14 protein-coding genes and 1 pseudogene are annotated in these 17772 nt (G+C 36.5%); 12 read left to right on the plus strand and 3 right to left on the minus strand.

Features of this window, described 5'->3' with window-relative positions:
- Positions 1–70: 70 nt before the first annotated feature.
- From PL9214_RS23845 to PL9214_RS23890, 11 genes are all read left to right on the plus strand, one after another.
- Complete coding sequence (locus tag PL9214_RS23845) at positions 71–676, plus strand: glycosyltransferase family 2 protein (protein WP_083580165.1); 606 nt, start codon at positions 71–73, stop codon at positions 674–676.
- Positions 636–1001, plus strand: a complete 366-nt coding sequence (locus PL9214_RS23850) for a Uma2 family endonuclease (RefSeq protein ID WP_083580166.1) — start codon at positions 636–638, stop codon at positions 999–1001. Before PL9214_RS23845 ends, PL9214_RS23850 begins: the two co-directional genes overlap by 41 nt.
- Before the next feature lie 7 nt (positions 1002–1008).
- Positions 1009–3561, plus strand: a complete 2553-nt coding sequence (locus PL9214_RS23855) for a glycosyltransferase (protein WP_139295145.1) — start codon at positions 1009–1011, stop codon at positions 3559–3561.
- Between the two features lie 568 nt (positions 3562–4129).
- Positions 4130–4315, plus strand: a complete 186-nt coding sequence (locus PL9214_RS32470; RefSeq protein ID WP_245824353.1) for a reverse transcriptase N-terminal domain-containing protein — start codon at positions 4130–4132, stop codon at positions 4313–4315.
- 209 nt (positions 4316–4524) lie between these two features.
- Entirely contained in the window at positions 4525–5169 is a 645-nt protein-coding gene (locus PL9214_RS32480) for a group II intron maturase-specific domain-containing protein (RefSeq protein ID WP_437126751.1), read from the plus strand.
- A 201-nt stretch (positions 5170–5370) separates the two neighbouring features.
- Positions 5371–6150, plus strand: a complete 780-nt coding sequence (rfbF, locus tag PL9214_RS23865; protein ID WP_072721562.1) for a glucose-1-phosphate cytidylyltransferase — start codon at positions 5371–5373, stop codon at positions 6148–6150.
- Positions 6147–7124, plus strand: a complete 978-nt coding sequence (locus tag PL9214_RS23870) for a GDP-mannose 4,6-dehydratase (protein WP_072722315.1) — start codon at positions 6147–6149, stop codon at positions 7122–7124. The genes rfbF and PL9214_RS23870 overlap by 4 nt, the downstream gene beginning before the upstream one ends.
- Positions 7125–7163: 39 nt before the next feature.
- Entirely contained in the window at positions 7164–7715 is a 552-nt protein-coding gene (rfbC, locus tag PL9214_RS23875) for a dTDP-4-dehydrorhamnose 3,5-epimerase (protein ID WP_072721563.1), read from the plus strand.
- A gap of 8 nt (positions 7716–7723) precedes the next feature.
- Positions 7724–8863, plus strand: coding sequence for a DegT/DnrJ/EryC1/StrS family aminotransferase (locus PL9214_RS23880; protein WP_072721565.1), 1140 nt, complete (start codon positions 7724–7726; stop codon positions 8861–8863).
- A gap of 41 nt (positions 8864–8904) precedes the next feature.
- A complete protein-coding gene (locus tag PL9214_RS23885; protein WP_072722316.1) occupies positions 8905–10053 on the plus strand; it encodes a class I SAM-dependent methyltransferase in 1149 nt (382 codons plus the stop codon).
- Positions 10054–10061: 8 nt separating this feature from the next.
- Entirely contained in the window at positions 10062–10748 is a 687-nt protein-coding gene (locus PL9214_RS23890) for an acetyltransferase (RefSeq protein ID WP_245824355.1), read from the plus strand.
- Between the two features lie 9 nt (positions 10749–10757).
- On the opposite strand, the gene PL9214_RS23895 is transcribed toward PL9214_RS23890, so the two are convergent.
- Complete coding sequence (locus PL9214_RS23895; RefSeq protein ID WP_072721567.1) at positions 10758–13382, minus strand: tetratricopeptide repeat protein; 2625 nt, start codon at positions 13380–13382, stop codon at positions 10758–10760.
- A 32-nt stretch (positions 13383–13414) separates the two neighbouring features.
- Here PL9214_RS23895 and PL9214_RS23900 point away from each other — a divergent pair, with 32 nt between their 5' ends.
- A complete protein-coding gene (locus tag PL9214_RS23900) occupies positions 13415–14350 on the plus strand; it encodes an NAD-dependent epimerase/dehydratase family protein (RefSeq protein ID WP_072721568.1) in 936 nt (311 codons plus the stop codon).
- A gap of 78 nt (positions 14351–14428) precedes the next feature.
- Here the strand turns inward: PL9214_RS23900 and PL9214_RS32005 are convergent.
- Positions 14429–14817: pseudogene (locus PL9214_RS32005) on the minus strand (transposase); the annotation flags it as partial.
- Between the two features lie 283 nt (positions 14818–15100).
- Positions 15101–17722, minus strand: coding sequence for a glycosyltransferase (locus PL9214_RS23915; protein ID WP_072721572.1), 2622 nt, complete (start codon positions 17720–17722; stop codon positions 15101–15103).
- Between the last annotated feature and the right edge of the window lie 50 nt (positions 17723–17772).

A 17772-nucleotide genomic window follows, 5' to 3' on the forward strand; every position in this document is an offset into this window, starting at 1 on the left:
CATTGATTTAGCTTTTATTGTCTCAAAAGCTAAATAATAATAACATAACACCAAAATAAAGTCTATCAATATGGCCAAATGCTCTATTGTGATTCGATGCTACAACGAAGAACAACATATAGGACGCCTGCTCAGTGGCATCATTGAGCAAAGTGTGCAGGATGTTGAAATTATCTTAGTAGACTCTGGCTCCACGGATGCCACCCTTGCTATTGCCTCCCGTTATCCTATCAAACTTGTGTCAATCAAGCCCCAGGAATTTTCCTTTGGTCGAGCACTGAATCTGGGGTGTCAAGCTGCCACAGGGGATATCATTGTGATTGCTAGTGCCCATGTTTACCCCGTTTATCGGGACTGGCTCGAACAACTGTTAGTTCCCTTCCGTGACCCCAAAATTGCCCTAACTTATGGGAAACAACGGGGAAATCAACAGAGTAAATATTCTGAACATCAAGTCTTTGCTAAGTGGTTTCCTGATGAGTCTCACTGGTATCAAGACCATCCCTTCTGCAATAATGCTAACGCTGCGATTCGCCGTTCCCTGTGGCAACAACTGCCCTATAATGAAACCTTAACAGGTTTAGAAGATTTGGATTGGGCTAAACGGGTACTGGGACTTGGCTATCAACTTGCTTATGTGGCAGAAGCAGAAATTGNAACGTTCTCTAGTGCCTGATCTTGCCATTTTTACTTGGAAGCGCATCCCGAAAACAGAACAAGGGAGAATTGAAAATCGCTTTGAAATTTATCCTGATTGGGTCATTGAAATTCTATCTCCCGAACAATCTCCCAACAAAGTTATTAAAAAGATTATTTTTTGTCTGAAGCAAGGAACAGAATTGGGATGGTTAATTGATCCTAAAGATGAATCAGTCATTATATTTCAGCCTAATCAATTTCCTGACATCAAATCAGAGCAAGAAATTTTACCGGTTTTAGAAAGTGTTAAAGATATGAAATTGTCGGTGACAGAAATGTTCACTTGGTTGAATATTGAATGATCGGAAAATGAGTCAATTTTCTTCTGAATTAACCCCCAAGGACATACGTTCTCAAGCTATAGAACACCTACACCAATTTTTAGGACGAGGTGGTGAAACCTCATACCTCAGAATGGGGGATGGGGAGTTGGGCTATTTAATGAATTCAAGGGATGTGAAGTTAACAGGTCTTGATCCATGCCATTATCAAAGGCTTGTAATTGCCTATCAAAACTGTAGTTATCTTGATCTTTGCATGAATCAAGACTACAATAGGCAAAACTTCCCTAGAATTAATTTATCTATCGCTTCTCAAACTTATATCAATAATCACCCAAAAACTGGAAATTTAATTAGAGATTGGACTTATTATAAACTCCATGATTATTTACTGGGAAGGCGTTGTTTAATTGTGGGTGCTGAGGCAGCTATCCTAGAGAAACTTTACCAAGATCAAGACTATAGAAAACTGACACAAAAGTTTTGGCATAAGGAAAACTCTGTTTTTTTTCTTCAACCTCGTGATCAGGGTAATAATTTAAAGGAAAATTTAGATTTAATTAAACTAGATATCCTCGTTTTAGTTCTGAAATATAATATTGATACAGTCTTTATTTCTTTAGGTGGATGTGCAAAAATATTATGTTATGAAATTGCCCAACAATTACAAGTAACAACCATTGATTGGGGAAGTATTTTGAGAGGACTTGCCTATAGTGGAAGTCGAGGTGATTCCTATACATTTGATTATTGCCCCTATTTTGTTAGGTTTCCTTTTCCAAATTATATGCAAGCTGTAGAAAAAGCACATCCTGAATTAGATCAAGTTAGTTTGTTATCGATAGCCCAAGCTCAACTCAAACTAGAGCTAAATAGAAAAGTCCCTAAGATCGGTCAAGTGGTTTTAGATTTTTGTCGAGAAAATATTCAACAGTTTCAAAAGGGTTTAGAGATTTATCGAACCAACTATGTATCTAAAATACCAGCAGAGCATCCAGAAATTAGTAAGGTTAATGAGTTTGAGGATTGGATTAATAACGTCTATTTACCGGAAAAAGAATTAGCAGTTATTAAAGATTCCAATCAGCGTTTATTAGCCTTGAAAGATAAGCATAAGGGACAGCGTTGCGTTATTATTGGTAATGGCCCTAGTTTAAACCAGATGGATTTATCCTTTCTTAAAAATGAAATTTGTTTTGGATTAAACAAAATTTATTTAGGATTTGAAAAATGGGGATTTATTCCTACTTATTATGTTTCAGTTAACCGCTTAGTGATTGAACAAAATGCTGAGGAAATTTTAAATATTCCTTGTCCTAAGTTTTTAAGTAACCGAGGAATTCCCTATCTATTACCCCAAGATGATATTTTCTTTATTAAAACTAACCCTCCGCCTGATATTGCTTTCAGTCCTGATCCCACTCAAGGATTAAATGAAGGCAGTACAGTCACCTATATAGCCATGCAGTTAGCCTACTACATGGGATTTGAAACTGTAATTTTAATTGGGGTTGATCATCATTTTGTAACTCAAGGACAACCCCATAAAGAAGTAATTTCTCCCGGTGATGATCCGAATCATTTTCATCCTGATTACTTTGGTAAAGGCACTAAATGGCATTTACCTGATTTACCAACTTCTGAACATCATTATAAAATTGCCTATGATTATTTTAAGATTAATAATCGTCAGATTATTGATGCTACTTTAGATGGACAGTGCCAAGTTTTTCCTAAGCAAGATTATCGGGAGTTATTTTGTAAATCCAACCCAATAATTATAACTGGAAAGATTCAAGAATTACCAAAAGTTACTGTTGTTGTCACGGCTAATCACCCTTTAAATACAATTAGAAAAACAGTTACAAGCATTCTAAATCAAAAATACCCTAACACTGAAATCGTTGTAGTTGATCAGGGTTCAGAGGATCACATCTCTACTGTTTTACAGTCTGAATGGGATCAGATTCGATATATTCAACAGGAGAAATTGGGCGTTCTAGCAGCCCGAAATCAAGGACTTCAAGTTGCGCAAGGAGAGTTTATACTATTTCTGGGGGGGGATAGCTGTTTAAGCCCAGGAGGATTAACGCAACTGATGACTTTTGTAAAAAGAGAATCTACCAAGACTGATATGATATTTGCTGGAAAGCAAATATCACAAGGTGACACTTGGGTTAACACTACCCCTTGGGAGGATTTACCTGATTTAGATGATATCCATATTTGGAAGCTGCCGAACTTATGGAAGCCGTTTAGCGACAGTATAATTGTGCTTCGTTGTTCAATGCTGAACCTCTTAGGTGGTTTTGATCGTCAATTTTACCATCAGGAAGCAGCTACAATTGATGTGGTTTTGCGTTTGGGGTTAAGAAACTGTTCTGCAATTTGGTTCCATCGGCAGGTCTGTTACAATAAAGAACTCAATATGAAGATCATGGAAAAACCTCAGCAGTTATCTCAAGATCTTGAAAGGGTGGTGAATAAATTTTTCGCTGATACAGAGTTAAAAGATTGGATGCGTCCTTTAGAATCTATGGCTAGAGATAATGCTATGGCGTATTCGGTGCGATTCGTTTAACCTAAAATAAGCTAAAAAGCTTATGGGATGGTTAGCATAGCTGCTCAGGCAGTTAGTGACAACTGATTACATTTATGGGTGAAATTCAGTGAATTAAGTCCCATCCCTCAAGTGCGGAGGTGAAAGCATAACCCCTAGTTTGCTCGGGTAGCAACCAACAGACTAAAGCGGGGTTAAAAGGTAGAACTACTGGAAGCCAAATCTGGTAACTATCGAGCAAGAAGTCCATGTGTAGCGCAAGCAAAGATGTGTCAGAACCATCGTGACCATTAATGGTGTAATGGCTAAATCACCAAGCCAAAAGGCAAGGATAGGGCATAAGCGATTCGAGTATCGACTTATAAGCACCGCCCAATAAACCCGGTGGAGAGCATCACGCTAAAGACTTCAAACAAATGTGTAATCGGAACGAAGTAACCCCTAATTATCTCTGGTATTGGTCGATAACCAGTAAGTAGCTAACGAATGATAGTTAGGGAAGGGATGGTATCAAAAGCGAATGCCCTTGGTAATGCAAGGGATATGCTGACAGATACTCGGTAATTCCAAAGAAATAGAACAAGTAGCAATGAATAAATCTAAAACGCTGAACAATCAGACGGTGGAGTGGAAAGACATCAATTGGCGAAAGCTAGAACGGGTGACTTTTAAGTTGCAAAAGCGCATATTTCAAGCGAGTGAACGAGGTGATGTGAAAGCAGTTCGCAAACTTCAGAAGATCCTGATTAATTCCTGGTCAGCAAAAAAGAGATAATCGTTGACTGGTTAAGTGATATAGGACTGGAATTAAAACCAAGCAAAACAAAATTAACCCACACCCTCAATGAAATTGATGGAAATGCTGGGTTTGAGTTCTTAGGGTTCCACATTCAACAACACAAAGTAGGTAACTACCGATGTGCCAACAACACGAATGGAACACCGCTAGGTTTTAGTACATTAATCACACCCTCAAAAACCAAAATCAAAAACCATCTTGTCAAAATAACTGAAATAATAGATACCCATAAGACCGCCCCACAAGCTGCTTTAATTAGCAAGCTGAATCCTATTATTAGAGGCTGGTCAAACTATTACTCAACAGTTGTTAGTAAAGAAACCTTCTCAAAGGTTGACCATCTAACTTACGACAAGTTGAGAGCCTGGGCAAGAAAGAGGGGAAAAGGGGACATCAATAAAGACAAATACTGGCGAACAGTAGGAGACAGAAATTGGTGTTTCAGTACAGAAGATGGGCTAAAATTACTCACCCATGACAGTACGCCAATCGTAAGGCATACAAAGGTTAAGGGTGAAGCTAGTCCGTTTGATGGTAACTGGATTTATTGGAGTAAACGACGAGGCGAATACCCAGAAACTCCTAAAAGAGTGGCAACACTTATCAAGAAACAAAAGAGTATCTGTCCTCACTGTGGTCTGTATTTTACAAGTACAGACATTGTAGAAGTTGACCATATAATACCAACAACATTAGGTGGAAAAGACACCTACGAAAACTGGCAACTTTTACACAAACATTGTCACGACATAAAAACGGCAAATGATGGTTCTTTAACGAAAAGTAAACAATTACCAATAGTTGAGAATTATGACAATAATCCGTTTTGAATCGTATCCATAACAAGGATGGAATTATCAAGGAGCCGTGTGAGGTGAAAGTCTCATGCACGGTTTTGAAAGAGAGGTAGGAGTGGTAACGCTCCTATCGACTCTAACCAAGAAATAGACAGGAAGGCAAAGTTTAACAATTAAATTTTAATGATTGTCAGCCTTACGTTTTAATGTATCTATCTCAATTTTTTTAGAAAAATGCAAGTTGTCATTTTAGCTGGAGGCTTGGGTACTCGTCTCCGAGAAGAAACAGAATACCGCCCTAAACCCTTAGTTGAAGTTGGCGGACGTCCGATCATTTGGCATATTATGAAACTCTATGCCCATTATGGGTTCCTGGATTTTATTGCTTGTTTGGGATATCGGGGAAATATGATCAAGGAATATTTCCTCAACTATGAAGCGATGAACAATGACTTTACCATCGGTTTAGGAGTTCCGAACCAAATTAGTTATCTGAATAATCACGATGAGCAGAATTTCCGGGTTACCCTAGCTAATACGGGAGTTGATACCCAGACCGGAGGACGAATTAAGCAGATCGAGAAGTACATCGAAGATGATCTATTTATGGTCACTTATGGCGATGGTCTGGCTGATGTCAATATTGCAGAATTACTCAGTTTCCATCAGGAACATGGAAAACTGGCAACCGTCACAACGGTACAACCGCCTTCTCGTTATGGAATTGTGGATATTGATGAACGAGAAGCTAGGGTGTTGAAGTTTGGGGAGAAAATTAAGGATAACAAATGGGTGAGTGCGGGTTATTTTGTCTTTAACCGCAAAGTATTTGATTATTTAGAGGGAGGGCATTGTATATTAGAACGGGAACCTTTAGAGCGTTTAACGGCGGAGGGTCAGTTAATGAGTTATCAGCATCATGGCTTTTTTTATGCGATGGATACCTTTAAAGAATACACTGAACTTAATAAAATGTGGGAAAGTCAACAAGCTCCTTGGAAGGTATGGAAATGAGTGAATTTTGGCGCGATCGCTCTGTGTTTGTTACGGGTGGTACAGGGTTATTAGGGAGTTGGTTAGTAGCCGAGTTAGTGAATCGAGGAGCTAGGGTAACAGCATTAATCCGAGATGGCGTTCCTCAGTCCCGACTTTATACAGAAAACTGGCATCATCAAATTAATATTGTTCGGGGTTGTATTGAAGATTTACCAACCCTAGCACGAGCAATTAATGAGTATGAAGTTGATACGGTTTTTCACTTAGCGGCTCAAACTATTGTCGGAGTAGCCAACCGTGAACCGTTAGCCACCTTTGAAGCCAATATTAAAGGCACTTGGAACCTATTAGAAGCTTGTCGCCGTGTCGGAGGTGTCAGTCGCATTGTGGTGGCATCTAGCGATAAAGCTTATGGTGATCAGGAAATTTTGCCCTACGATGAAACGACACCCTTGCAAGGGGAACATCCTTATGATGTGTCCAAAAGTTGTGCGGATTTGATTTGTCGCACTTATTATGTGAGCTATGGGTTGCCTGTTTGTATCACTCGCTGTGGTAATTTTTATGGCGGGGGAGACTTAAATTTTAACCGCATTGTACCGGATACAATTCGTTCTGCTTTCCACGATAAACCTGTTACTATCCGTAGTGATGGTAGTTATATCCGTGATTATTTTTATGTCAGGGATGGGGTGTTAGCTTATCTGCATTTAGCTGAACAGATGGAGCGAAAAGAAATCTGGGGTGAGGCATTTAATTTTAGTAATGAGATCCAAATTAAAGTGTTAGATCTAGTACATAAAGTATTGATGTTAACGAATAAAACATCCTTAGAAACCAAGATTTTAAATGAAGCAAAACATGAGATTAAACATCAATATTTATCTGCGAAAAAAGCTCGAAAGCTTTTAAGCTGGTATCCACAGTATTCTTTGGAAGTCGGCTTACAGGAAACAATTAATTGGTATTATAATTTCTTTAAAAGCCTATGAAAAAATGCAACTCGTTCATTTAATCTCTCTTGCAAAACTATGAATATTAAACCTTTAAAACTCAAAGGAACTTATGAAATTAATTTGAAGTCTCATCAAGATGAAAGAGGATATTTCATGAGGATTTATGATGAAGATATTTTTCGCGAACAGGGTCTAACAACTGCTTGGGTTCAAGAGAATCAATCTCTTTCCAAAAAACAAGGGATCATTCGTGGACTGCACTTCCAAAAGCCTCCCCATGATGAGACTAAGTTAGTACGGGTTATTCAAGGTAAAATCCTTGATGTTTTTGTCGATCTCAGAAAAAATTCTGAAACTTATGGTCAATGGGACAGTATTGAACTATCGGAACATAATCAAACAATGGTCTATATACCCAAAGGCTTTGCTCATGGATTTTGTACACTCACCCCCAACGTTATAGTGTATTATAAGGTAGATTCCCCCTATCATCCTGAAGCAGAAGGAGGACTAATATGGAATGATGAATCTATTAGTATACAATGGCCTTTTGCCAATCCGTTTCTTTCGGATAAAGACTCCCAGCTAAGAACTTTCAAAGAATTTGTTTCCCCCTTTATTCTTTAGGAGAAAAAATGGAAATTAGATTATTTAAACCTTGTGTTGGTGAGGAAGAACTAGCTAAGATTCGTGATGTTTTTGACCGAGCTTGGATGGGTTTAGGCCCTCTGGTGTCCAAGTTTGAACAAGAATGGAATACCTATATTGGCACTCCATCTTCTGTTGGGGTGAATTCAGGAACCGCTGCATTACACTTAGCATTAACTGCCTTTAATTTTCCTGAAGGTTCCAAGGTTTTAGTACCGGCTCTGACCTTTGTTGCAACAGCTACAGCAGTTTTATACAATCGACTGGAACCTGTGTTTGTTGATGTAGATCGAGAAACTCTTTCTCTGAGCCTGGATGATTTGAATCAGAAAGTAACCAAGGATTGTGTTGCAGTCATGCCAGTCCATCTGGGAGGGCATCCTGTACCCATGGATAGACTGATAGCCTTTGCAAAAGAACATCATTTGGCAGTCATTGAAGACTGTGCTCATACGGTTGGAGGAATTTATCAAGGTAAAAAGCTAGGCACTTGGGGCGATATAGGCTGCTTCAGTTTTGAGGAGAAAAAATGTATGACCACTGGTGATGGGGGCATGATTTGTTCCAATAATCCAGAATTGATTGAACCGCTAAGAGCTAATCGTTGGGTAGGAATTGATAAAGATACTTGGAAGCGTGTTGCTGATTATACGGATGCTCAGGTAATGAGTACCCGTCATTGGTATTATGAGGTTGCAGTTCTAGGTTACAAGTACAATATGAATGACCTCAGTGCTGCTATAGGTTTAGCCCAACTCCAGAAAATAGACTGGATGAATCAAAGACGTTGTGACATTATTCAGCAATACCTAGATGGCATTAATGATTGTCGAAATATTCAGCCTTTATATCCTTACGATCTTAAGGATTCTTCCTATTGGATATTTGGGGTGCGTTGTGCAAAACGAGACGACTTGATTCTTCATCTTAAACAAAAGGGAATTGCAACAGGTGTGCATTATATGCCTTTGCCCTTACATCCTTTATTCAAAGATTATAACAGTGAAATTCCTGTTGCTTTAGAAGTCTGGCCAACTATGCTCACGCTGCCTTTGTTTCCTCAATTAACAGAAGCAGAAGTAGATTATGTAGTCAATGCGCTCTGCGAGTTTGATCAGCATTATTAAAATGATTCGGTGACTATCCTATGTTAAATCAATTACATGACATGTCTCATTCGAGTCCCAACACTTGTCGCCTTTGTGGTGCTAGCTTATCTCAAGAACCGATTATTAAACTAGAAAATGTGCCTTGTGGCGCTCATGTTTTTCCCACAAAAGAGCAACTCAACACAGATGTAGCAGTCAATCTCAACATATACCAGTGTTCTAGTTGTAGTCTTGTCCAGCTTGGGGGAGAGCAAGTTACTTATGCTGACCAAGTAACATCTGCTCATGGTTATTCCCCAAAAATGCTAGAACATCGAAGAAAGCAGGCTGATCACTTTATTACCCAGTTCCATTTAAACGGAAAAAAAGTGATGGAAGTGGGTTGTGGTGATGGTCATTTTATGGAATTACTCGCAAAAGCAGGAGCAAAGCCTTTTGGTATTGAGCCTTCTAAAAAATCAGTTGAATTGGGTCGTCAGAAGGGTTTACCAATTCAGTATGGGTATATGAGCAAAAGTTCTGTAGTGGAATCTGCTCCATTTGATGCTTTTGTTACGATGCACGTTTTTGAACATATCTCTAACCCTAATGAATTTCTTCAAGCTATCTATAACAACTTAACTCATGATGCTATGGGTTTAATTGAAGTTCCTAGTTTTGAAAAAGCACTAGAAGGTCAAAGAATTTATGATTTTCTCATTGATCATTTATCTTATTTTACTATAAAAACTTTAAGATTTGCCTTAGAAAAAAATGGATTTGAAATCTTGAATATTGAGCGAGATTGGGATGGTGAACATATTGTTGCAATTGTTCAGAAGCAAGAACAAAATAGCCTTGATCAGCTGAGTAAGTCGGTAGAACAACTCAGCCAACAATTAACGGAATTTATTGAGAATTATCTTTCTCAAGGAAAACGGATTGCTGTGTGGGGAGCCAGCCATCATGGCATGACTCTTTTATCCCTTGCTCAGCCCAAAGGGTTAGCTTATGTTGTTGATTCTTCTCCTCATAAACAGGGGCGTTTTACTCCCGCTTCTCATTTGCCAATAGTTCCTCCCAGTCAACTTATAACTGATCCTGTAGATGCAGTGATTATTATGACACCTCGATTCTATGATGAAATCATTCAACAACTTTGTACTGATATACAATTTCAAGGAGATATCGCTGTTCTTAATGGAAACCGACTAGAATTTAGTAATTAGTCAACTTAATGCACACTCTTAGTCATATGAACATTAATGAAACAATAAAAAACGTCGTTTTTTGGGGAGCAGCAGGTCATGCGAAGGTTTTGAGAGCTTGCTTGCAAAGGTATAACATAAACTTGATAGCTTTATTTGACAATAACAATGAATTATCTTCGCCATTTGATGATGTTTCTTTATATTATGGGAAGGAAGGGTTTAGGAGGTGGTTACACAGTACAGATCTACAGCGTGATAAGATAGGCTTCCTGGTTGCGATTGGAGGCGAGAAATCTAAAGGAAAAGATAGAGTAGAAATTCAAGAATATTTAGAATCCTTTGGTTTGATCCCAATTATTGCTAAACACCCTACAGCATTTATAGATGCTCATGTAGACATTGGTGCGGGTTCTCAAATCATGGCTCATGCAACAATTTGTGTTGAGACTAGAATAGGTCGTGCTTGTCTAATTAATACCGGTGCAATCGTAGACCATGAATGTGTTTTGTCAGACGGGGTATGTATTTCCCCTGGTGCTAGACTTGCAGGTTGTGTGACTGTTGGTCGCTACTCAATGATTGGTGTTGGTGCAGTTATTTTACCAAGGATAAATATTGGTGAAGGTGCTACAGTTGGGGGGGGTGCAGTAGTGACTCGTGATGTACTCCCCCACACTGTCGTTATTGGAAATCCTGCTAGAGTTTTAGAATAAATAAGAATCTTATTTTATATTGTTGAAAGAAACTAAATCACCAATTATTTTACAAATTTCATTGTAAATGGCTTTCCAGTTACATTCATAATCAGTAAGGGTGCTAACACCATTAGAGTTTAAATTAGTAACATACGGTTTTTGAGATATTAACACTCTTGGTGGTTTAGCATTTTCTCGGAACCAATACCTATCATCTAAGTGTGATAACGTCGTGTTGTAATGTAATACACCATTAGGATTATTAGCTATATATGTCATGTAAAATAATGGTCCTCCACCCACAGGAGCTATGTATATATCTGTAGCTATAGACCATAAAACTGATTCATAGATAGAGCAACCGATAGTATTATAGACCTTGAGATTCACAGGAATAAGATCGATTATGTTTTGAACTAAAGCCCTTTCACGTTGAATTACAGTCTCGTTCTTTGAGTCTCCTCGTTCTAGGGAAGACCATCCACTAAATATCACTCCCATTTGAGGATACTCAACATACAAATTGTTAATAATGTTTGCTATTCCTTCGACCTGAGAAACCCATATTCTATTGTGAGAGCGTACATTAATCCAAAGCAAAGGGAAGGATTTTTCAATCTCCCCAAATTCAGGTTTTTGAATTTCTGAATATTTTCTTTTTTTCCTTAAATAATTTAATAATTCAATGTGCGATAAACTTCTAGAAATATCTTGTGGATTTTGTTGAAACACATAATTGTAAGAGGATTTAACTATGCGACTTACTAACTTCTCTGTAACAAAAAATTGGGTAAACCTTGAGGCAAAATAGTGATTTTCTAAAATAGTTTCAAAAATACTTTGTCCTTCTTCTATTTTGTGTATTTTATTACCTGATATTTCTGGAAAAACCTCATCTATTTTTAAAAATTCAGTAGGGCCAATTAAAAAATGATCCACCTTATCTAAAATTGACTGATCATATAAATACTGAATAGCTGTAAGTTCTTGATAAAAATGGTGTCCAAGATGATTATAGCTTCCCAAAACTGATACCACTTTTTTCTTCTGATCACTTATAATATAAGATTTGACTTTTTTCCAATTACAAACCATACAACTTTTAAATCGAATCAAATTCCAATATTTACTATTCCAAAAACCATAGTAAAAAGGATCTACTAAATTAATCAGCAAATCTGGCTTTGGAAAATAAATAAACTTTTTCTCTCCTGTTAGATCAGTTTCGATTATGTAGAAAACTTCCGAACCCACAAAACGATAAAAGTTACACCTAAAAAAATCCATATAAAATGATTGATTAGATTTAAGAATTGCACCGGTCATAGGACAAATACAGTATCTATAACCAGTTTCAATAATACTTTGCTGATCAATGACTTGATGATGACAATAATGAATTGATTTTTCTACCAACGGTGAAACTTTCTCTGGTTTCCTTAAAAAATTAAAACTAAAGTCATCAGTAAAACTATTGATATAAATTTCTTCCAAAGTAGCATTGTTTTGAGAAATAATCATCAAATTTGCTAAAGATATACCAACTTCTGTTAGGTATTTTCTGTTGATATCATTTTCTTTATTATTTTGATTAGATAAATTTTTTATTTCCATATATTTTAATTGATTTTGATGTTCAAAGTATTTTGATACCGTACAAAAATCTAGGGGCAAATGGTCAAAACAATTTTCATCATAAAATGAGTTAAAATCTTTTTTGTTCAAGTAATGCCATATTCTTGAATAAACTTCACCATTTTTAATTTTGTGTTCTCCTAAAATAGGAGAACTATGTTCTTGGATATTCATCATAAGTTTGATCTGAGGAGCTCGGTGAAAACAAATTACTGCTTCTTTAAAAAATTTACGTTCCCCTAAAATTACACCCAAGTTATAGTATATACTGGCACTATCAGGTTCAAGATTAAATACTTGGTCATAGCAATTTATGATATGATCCAGTAGACCTTGCTGCACTAATGATAAGGCTAAACTTGAGTATTTTTTAGCGTCATATTTTTGATCAAAAGTAGTATCGGATTGTTGAAATTGAATAGCTATCTGATAAGCTGATAAAACTTTATCTAAATTTTCTGGGGACATCAAAGCTTCGCTTAATTGAGGTGCACGCTGAAAACAGACTACTGCTTCTGGCATCAATCCTCGTTCTGCTAAGATTAAGCCAAAATCATAGTATATCCAAGCACTATTAGGTTCACTTTTCAATACTTCATCATAGCAATCCAGAACCGGATTCAATAAACCTTGCTGTACTAATGATAGTGCTAAATTGGGATAGTATTTAATATAATAGTCATTCAATGGAGATATAGAAGAGTGCTTCAATTGAATAATGGCTTTGTAGGCTTTAACAGCATCTATTGAATTTTCTATTTTGATAAAAACTTCACATAATTGATAATAAAACCAAGCTGAATTAGGGTTTAACTCAATAGCTTTGTTACAAGCTTGAATGACTTCTTCCCAACACCCTTTTTTTTTAAAAATTTCAGCTAATTGACTATAATACCAACTGAAAGCAGGGTTGTTTTCTAGGGCTTGACGGTAGAGAGAAATGGCTTCATCCCACTTTCCTTCTCTTTGAAGTTGATTAGCGAGTTGTATGTTTCCTTTCCTGTTAGATTGATTCATAATAGTCGTTAAAGGTGTCTTAAGTAATCAATATGAAAACAATGTTAGTGACGGGTGGATGTGGCTTTATTGGTTCTCATCTTGTCGATGTCCTCATAGATCAAGGATATCAGGTCATAGTCTTAGATGATTTGTCCACTGGTAGAGAATATAACTTAAATGATCAAGCTGAACTCATTGTTGGCAATATAACTAATTCCACTCTGGTCAACTCAATTATAAAAGAAACCGATGCTTGTTTTCATCTAGCAGCGATCGCCTCAACTCAAAGCTCCAATCAAGACTGGGTAGGAACCCACCAAGTTAATCTAACAGGAACGATTAACATTTTCAATGTCGCCCGTAGAACAGGTAAAAGACCTATACCGGTTATTTACGCTTCCTCTGCTGCTGTATATGGTAACACAGAGGAGAATCTTATTGATGAATCTTACCCTAAACAACCTCTGACTGCTTATGGAGCCGATAAACTAGGTTGTGAGCTTCACGCTAAAGTAGCTGGCAATATTGATGGCGTACCCACTTGTGGTCTGAGATTCTTCAACGTTTATGGCCCTCGTCAAGACCCTTCTTCTCCCTATTCTGGAGTGATTTCCATTTTTGCTAATCGCATCCTTTCAAATCAATCAATTACCATTTTTGGAGATGGAAATCAAACCCGTGATTTTATATTTGTTAGCGATGTTGTGCGGTACTTGATTGCAGCCTTAAATCAGGCAACAACTGAAGCACCTGTATTTAATGTATGCACAGGAGAGAGAATTTCAATTCATGAACTTGCTCAAACAGCCATGAATGTTGCAGAACAAGTTGTACCGATCCTACATCAAGATCCCCGTGAAGGAGATATTCGTTATTCCATCGGTAATCCTAAAGCAGCAAAGGATAACTTCAATATAACAGCGAACATCACACTTCAGGAAGGTTTATCTCAGTTATTTAAAAGTTTCAAGAGTAAGACTAATTAGGGCTTGCTGAAAAAGTAACAGAAAAGGAAACGAATGATGAACTAGCGAATGAAGTTAGAAGGGTAAATCAGTTTTTNGCTTTTCCGAAATATATCCTTTATCCCCAAATAGTTTTCCCACTATCCCTTCTGTTAGTTCGGGAACCACTTTTCTGTCGTCTACATTGGCAATAGTGCATAAGACATTAATTCTACAAACCGATTATAGCTCACCAAGTTAGGCATTGCCTTTGACCAATATGGGGTCACTTGTAATTGGTAAAAGTCTTTAAATGTCCTGTAGCGAGAGCCATGAAATCCCATCAGAATTGTCATGATTTCGCTTAATGTCATTCGCGTTTTTTGCCGACTTTGACCCCTGACATCCGGTAGTAACATTTGTTCTAATAACGGTTCAAATACTTGACAAAAATCATCTACATCACAAAAAATTTCTGTAATGTCTAAGTGGGATGCTCTTGATTCCATACACACCTCTATTAACTTTTGTTTCCTTGGGTTCGAGTCTTTTTTCTCTGTCTTGATTTTATCCAATTTTTAGATTCTATTATCGCCCCCCCTTTCTCCTGTTGATGTCTAATTCCGTCCCTAGCCCTGGCTATGCGATCACTTCGTGCTCTTGTGCTGAGGTGCGATCGCTTCGTCGAACTCACGTTAATTAATTTCCCAAACTTTTGTTCCAGATTTGATTTTCCAACAATTAATCTTCTGTTTTATAGGCTCTGAAAAGTGAAAAAGTTGGGGTAAATTTTTATAAGCGAAAAATTGAACTATCTTGGGTTCGATTTTGTCTTGAAAAATTACTGAGAGCTTCCGGAGTTAGTGAAATCGAGTAACAATTAAAACTTTGAATCCACCCCTTCCATATTCTTCCACTAGGAAAGTCAGGTGAACCTTTACCAATATAGAGATTATTTTCAAGCGTTAACACGGATTGTAATTTTTGATTAACGACAAGCTGGTCGTTCCAATAAACTAAGATTTGGTTGAGATTATCAATAACAACTATAAGATGTTGCCAGGCTTGAAAAATAGGATCTCTGGTGATGTAGAAGTGTTGATTTATAGATTTTACATAGATTGAGTATTTATCAAAAAACTCAAAAACTGTAATCGGTTCCCACGAGCAGATAATCTTGGGAAACTTTTTATTAAACTCATTTGAACCCAATAAAAAGCTCATTAATTTAATATCTATAGTTAAGTTTTTCAGATTGTCTTTATTGATTTTAAAACAGTAATTTCTCTTCCCATCAAACCAAATAGATTTTGAATAAGTTTTTGTTGACTCTACTAATTTTCTATTCTTGCTTGTAGGCTGATTACGAAGGTAATTCTTACCAAGAATAGATGTCGATAATTCTAATGAATTTTGCAGTGTACAAACTTGTGATCCAGCTATTTCAGCACATTTAATGCTTTTCTCAACAACTCGGTGCACATCAACGGAAGAAATACTGATGGTAGTATCATACTCCCATGTTTTCCAATCGTCCTGAAGATATATCAGGTCAAACCCTAAATAAGCGGAAAGTTGTAACGCTATAGATAAAGAGACAAAACCTCCTTTAACACAAGAAGCGCAGTCTAGATAAGTGGGATTCCAACTATTGTCAACTTTAGGAGGAACATTAATCCAGATAAACTTTGAGTGATCAGGTATTAAACCATAGAATTGTATCGGGATAAAAATGTAATCAAATTGATTGATATATTCTTTCTTGTCATTCATCATATCAAATAATTTTAACAAGTATTTTGGATTACCAATAATCCAAAACATAGTATCATGTGAATTATCATAAAATTCAAAACCACACTCATCTAGGAGAAAAATACTATCAAATTGAGAAACAAATGAATGAGAATCACTGTTATTAACAATATTGGTGATAGAGCTTAATTTTTCTAATATTGAAATTGATCCGGAATAAATCAACGATATTTTTTCAATTCTGTTATGAACACTGCCAAATAAAGGAATATAAAAGTTATTTTGACTTAAAAGGGAAAGTCTATCTTTTATAGCTTGTTCAGATGGGTGACCATCTTCATCAATTAGGCTTGTATTAAACAAAAGTTTAAATTGATCTAAACTTGGCGAAACACTAGAATTTGTTTGAGTAATCTGATGGGGTTTCCACATCCACTTCACAGATGCTTCAGTATCGGATAAATAGTCTTCTGTTCGATAATCTTCAACCAAAGATAAAATTAAATTTCCCACAGCTTGAGTGGTAAAGTTTTCATAAATGTATTGTCTAGCATTCTTTCCTAGCCAATTTCTTAACTCTAAATTTTCATATAATTTCCTCATCGCAGTCGAAAGCTCATCCTCATTTACACTGGCCCATTTGTGACCTAGATAAAGTTCATCAGAACCATATAAATGTGGATCTGTATAGACTAGGCGACCATTATGACTAATTAATATTGAGTTTGAAGAGTTCATAAATTCAACATTGGCTGACCAGTCTATGCCAATACAGGCTTTACTCAAAGCCATTGCTTGCATACAAGGTAAATCCCATCCTTTTGCTCGCTCAGTAGATACATAAACACTACAAGAATTGTAGAGATTAAGCATTTGATCAAAAGAGAAATCACCTCCTATAATTTTAACTAATTTTTTAAATTTATCGGTATGGCAAATTTCCTGCAAAGGGTTATCAATGAATTTTTTTAAATTATGTTCTGAAGTATTAGCGGGAAGTTTCAGCAAAAAACAAACACGATCATCAATTTCAAACTCCTTTAAAAAACTTCTAATAGCTGTTGCTATATCTTTTCTATTAAAGTTAGAAACCACCATTAAAAACATAGTTGTTTCAACTATATCTAAAGAAAAAACTTCTTTGCTTAAAAGATCTGTAAATTCTAAGACCTTAATTAGGGGGACATTCGTATAAATTTCTAAGTCTAGGCACAAAGGTACTAATTTTATAGATCTTGCTGGAACTCCAGAATTAACAAATACATCTTTACAGTGATGTGATGAAGCCCAAAATTCCTGAACGTTAGAATTAATGGATGATATCCATTTCTCTGGAACCCCTGTAACTTCACAAAATGAATAACCAATTGTTCTAACTAGACCCTGAGCCGATAATTGATAAAAACGAAGGGGAACTTCTTGAATAATAGCTATAAATTTAAGCCCTATCGTATTTGATTTAAAATAGACACAATTCTCATCTTTTTCCCAACTAACTTGAGGGTGAGGTTTGGGAGAAAAAATAAGATTCTTCTCAATATCAATCCCATAAATGTAACAACCTTGCTGCTTTAACGATTCAAAATGATTCCGGGTTGCATCAGCATAACCGACTGAACTTTGAAAACGACCAAACCAAAGAAATACTTTATCTTTCATAATTCATCTATTGTCCTGTACGATATTACGCTGTGAGTGATTTTAATAAA

Source organism: Planktothrix tepida PCC 9214 (assembly GCF_900009145.1).
Classification (GTDB): domain Bacteria; phylum Cyanobacteriota; class Cyanobacteriia; order Cyanobacteriales; family Microcoleaceae; genus Planktothrix; species Planktothrix tepida.